The 4,074-nt window shown below is 38.6% G+C and carries 3 protein-coding genes and 1 pseudogene; 1 reads left to right on the forward strand and 3 read right to left on the reverse strand.

The window, feature by feature from the left end; all coding sequences use genetic code 11:
• Positions 1-198: 198 nt before the first annotated feature.
• A pseudogene (locus DDE80_RS13895) lies at positions 199-846 on the forward strand (hypothetical protein); the annotation flags it as partial.
• A gap of 197 nt (positions 847-1,043) precedes the next feature.
• On the opposite strand, the gene DDE80_RS13900 reads toward DDE80_RS13895, so the two are convergent.
• The 3 genes from DDE80_RS13900 to DDE80_RS13910 form a co-directional block, all read right to left on the reverse strand.
• On the reverse strand, positions 1,044-2,102 hold the full coding sequence (locus DDE80_RS13900; protein ID WP_108308517.1) for a YkvI family membrane protein: 1,059 nt from the start codon (positions 2,100-2,102) through the stop codon (positions 1,044-1,046).
• A 90-nt stretch (positions 2,103-2,192) separates the two neighbouring features.
• Positions 2,193-3,299 (reverse strand): o-succinylbenzoate synthase, encoded by a 1,107-nt coding sequence (gene menC, locus DDE80_RS13905; RefSeq protein ID WP_108308519.1) that lies wholly within the window; start codon positions 3,297-3,299, stop codon positions 2,193-2,195.
• A 1-nt stretch (position 3,300) separates the two neighbouring features.
• Complete coding sequence (locus DDE80_RS13910; RefSeq protein ID WP_235612349.1) at positions 3,301-4,065, reverse strand: GNAT family N-acetyltransferase; 765 nt, start codon at positions 4,063-4,065, stop codon at positions 3,301-3,303.
• Positions 4,066-4,074: the final 9 nt, after the last annotated feature.

Below are 4,074 nucleotides of genomic sequence, written 5' to 3' on the forward strand. Positions count from 1 at the left end.
AAATTAGATAAATACCAAGAAGAAAACGGACTGTCTACAAGAACAGCAACTATTCTCGAATTATTGCGAAAAGGCTTAGAAAAATAACGTTGGCTAAAGCCAACCGAAATTCATCTCCCACCTACTCATTGGTGCTATTCGCACCTTCACATTCCTTGAGGATGGGAGACTTCTTTCGGAAAGCCGTTAAAAAAAGAACATGAATGGCAAAAATCTTTGCTTCTCTATTACAACATTATTATAATTGTGCTTTCTATTATCACGATGTACCAATACTTTATTATTGGTGTTCCAATGGCAGCCCATATTATTCTAGCGTTTTCGATTTCTTTATCGCTCTACTCTACTCATATTGAAGGTACGAGTAGACTCGAAACAGCAGGCATAATAACACAAAATGCACATGCTCTTTCTAGCATACTCAATAACGCACAAATTACTAAAACTAAAGTTTTAAGTAGAGATGAACACCTCGCTACTATTGAACGACTCAGTGAAAAATACGAATCCACAAATGATAATGTACAAAACCACGAAGATATTGACTATGCCTATGTAAAACGCAAAGGATTTAGTTCTACTAAAACGAAGGAATTTGTCTACACAACGACACCTATTATGAGACCAGAGTATACTTCTAAGGCATGTGCTGATGTTATACCATCGCCAACCGCGGAAAGTCCTACAGTAAACCCAAAAAGCTCGAACATTGATGAAGAAATACGTCGTTATGAAAAAAGAGAGACCACCAAAAAGGTATTGGGCTACTTATTGGGTGCATTAATCGCTTTTGGAACACTCTTCTATCCTAGACTCTCCTTACTTTTCAAGTTATTATTCCCTTAAAAATGAAGCTGATACCTAACTAATTGTCAGCAAAAAAAGAGAAATTGAGTGCGCTCAGTTTCTCTTTTTTATCTCGTAAGGTAAGCGTCAAATAGCACCCACCTGTTTTCCAGGGGGTGCTATTTGACGCTTACGTATATAGACCTAGTAAAGTTGGAGTATGAACCTCGTACTCAAAATATATTACTCCTCTTAACTTAAGCTACTACATTAGCTTTTCTCTGCTTAAACCATGCGAGTAAAATCGTTACTATTAACGCAAAGCCTAAGTATCCCATTGTGGCATATACTTTTCCGACTAAAGTTGTAAAACCAACCAAGCTTGCGATAAATCCTACAATACCCACTACGACTACTGCAGGCTTAAAAGACTTAGCTTCTGGTGCGAAAAATCGTACCGTGAATGAGTAAAACATGCCAACCGCCGTATTATACATCATGCCTAATAACGCAATAGACATTAAGATTCCCACTACTGGGTGAATTTGCTTAGCTAGTTCAAGCGTTGGCATATCCATACCTGCCACACGGTCGATTTTTACAAACATCGAAAGGTTAATCAAGATAATAAGCGCACCTAACATTAAGCCGCCAAATACGCCACCAAGCCCCGCTACTTTACGATTTTTCTCTGTACCACCCATTACAATAAGTAATGCTGCACCGGCAGCGAGGTTATAGGAAACATACAGTAATGCACCCATCAGCCAGTTGCTTGCTGCAGAAGGTTGTTGCTTCGCTAACACATCGGCCTCTGCCCATGAAATATCCATTGTAAAAAGTGAATACAGTAAGATAACAAAAATAATAGCCATTAAATACGGCGTTACCATCGCAATTAAGTTAATAATATTTTTTACATTTAATAGTAATGTGGTAATTGTTAACACCACCATAATAATGCTACCGACCATTGGGCTAATGCCAAACATTTGGTTAAACGTTGAGCCCGCTCCAGCAAACATTACAACCGCAACCCCAAATAAGAAGAACGTAATTAATACATCAAGGATTAAACCAACATAACGACCACCGATATGATAAATTACTCCTTTATGAGATGAAGTTTGTAAATCTGAACCTAATTGCGCTAGCGTCATACCTAAAAAGGCAAAAACGATAGCCGCGATTAGCCCACCAATTATACCCATCGCACCGAAGCTTGTAAAGTACTGTAAAATTTCTTGCCCTGAAGCAAACCCCGCCCCGATAATTAAACCGACAAACGCCCCACCAATTTGTAAACTTCTTTTCATTATTTCACCTGTCCTCACAGTGTTAGAATTTTCTGAAAATATAAGGAAAATAGAACCTTAAGCATTTAGTTAAATGCTTAAGGAAGGGTATTACTTATACGTTTTTTTGTCTACTGTGTATGATTCTACTGTTGCCATATTCACTTTGTAGCCAATACCTGGTGTTTGTGGTACTTCAATGTAACCATCTTGTGCTACAACCTCTGGCTCAATAATATCTTTTTCCCAGTAGCGATTTGAGCTCGCTGTATCACCAGGTAAAATAAAGTTAGATAGTGTGGTTAGTGCTATGTTATGGGCACGACCTACGCCTGATTCCAACATACCGCCGCACCATACAGGTATACCTTGTTGCGCACAATAATCATGGATTTTTTTCGCTTCAGTTAAGCCACCTACACGACCAATTTTAATATTAATGATTTTAGTAGCCCCTAGTTCTACTGCTTTACGTGCATCCTCTAATGAATGGATACTCTCATCTAAACAAATAGGTGTAGTCATTTGTTTTTGTAATGTCGCGTGATCGATAATATCATCTGACGCTAGGGGCTGTTCTACCATTGTTAAATTAAATGCATCAAGTTGTTGTAATAACGCTACATCTTCTAAGCGGTACGCTGAGTTAGCGTCTGCCATAATTGCTACATTAGGAAATTTTTCACGTAATGTACGCATCACATCAACGTCCCAGCCTGGCTTAATTTTTACTTTAATGCGTTTATAACCTTCTGCTACATAGCCTTCTACAAGCTCTACTAATTCTTCGAGAGAATTTTGGATGCCAATACTAATGCCAACTTCGATTTGCTTTTTAGTACCGCCTAGTGCTTGCGCAAGTGACTGATTCGTTTGTTGAGCATAAATATCCCAAATGGCACCTTCAATCGTTGACTTTGCCATATTATTTTTACGGATTGGCTCAAATAATGTATTCACCTCATCAGGGTGATTGATTTCTTTATTTAAAATTAATGGAATTAAATAGTCTTCAAGCATATGCCAGTTTGTTTTTAATGTCTCTTCGTTATACCAAGGAGAGTGGAATGCTACTGACTCACCAAAACCTACTGTTCCCTGTTCATCCTTTGCTTCTAGTAGTAAAAAATCACGTGTCGTAAATGTGCCAAAGCTCGTTGTAAAAGGTGCTTTTAAATCCATCTGTAAATGTCGTATTGTCACTTCTGTTATCTTCATGTTAGTTGCCTCCGAGTGGTAGTGTTTGTTTTTTTACGAAAATATATGTGTTCCATTGTTCATGTTGCTCTAAGCGAATGGCTGCATAACCTGCGGTAAATAATTGTGTAAAGCATTCACGTGTTGCAAAACGCCATTCTCTAGCTAATGCGGCATCTTGCGTTTTTAATTGTTGAAAATCTTTAGGTACAGGTAAACTGTATGCCGCTTCTGTCAGTGACTTAGTGGGTAGTTTTTTAAGATGCGGTAATCCTTGCTCATCAAACGTAACTTCGGCTAATGGCACAGCGTTAGTATACGTAATCGCCGGCTTATGCTTCACATAATCAGAGTTAATGTACCAGTGGATTTCAAAACGGTCAGAAGGTAACCCTTTATTAAAACCGTCTTCCATTTCGCCGTAACAATTTTCTACATATGTATCACATATGCCATTAAGCTTAGTTAAATTTAAATACCCATTACGTGTTTCAAGGGGATCGTACGTCCACACCATTAAATCGTACCCTTTAGCAAGGGCGATATCTCGTTGCGCAAACTTTAACTTTTCACCAATGCGCTGCGAACGATACTGTTCGTCAATACCAAGCATATGTGAGCAAAGATAAGGTTTACCTTCTTTAAAAGCAGAGAAGCCATAGCTAAACCGTAAGCCCGAATTATAAAAAATAGCGCACCTGTACGGTACGCACGACGAATAGCCAACTGACCGGTATTTTTTTCGGCTAGTTGGCTTATTTTGCACATGTGGCCTGGATATTTTCAGACCATGGTA

Source organism: Metalysinibacillus jejuensis, assembly GCF_003057615.1.
GTDB lineage: Bacteria > Bacillota > Bacilli > Bacillales_A > Planococcaceae > Metalysinibacillus > Metalysinibacillus jejuensis.

What these genes read in the sequence shown, in the direction of transcription:
- DDE80_RS13900 (WP_108308517.1), bottom strand. Translation starts at nt 2,102, where the DNA reads ATGAAAAGAAGTTTACAAATTGGTGGGGCGTTTGTCGGTTTAATTATC.
- menC (WP_108308519.1), bottom strand. Translation starts at nt 3,299, where the DNA reads ATGAAGATAACAGAAGTGACAATACGACATTTACAGATGGATTTAAAA.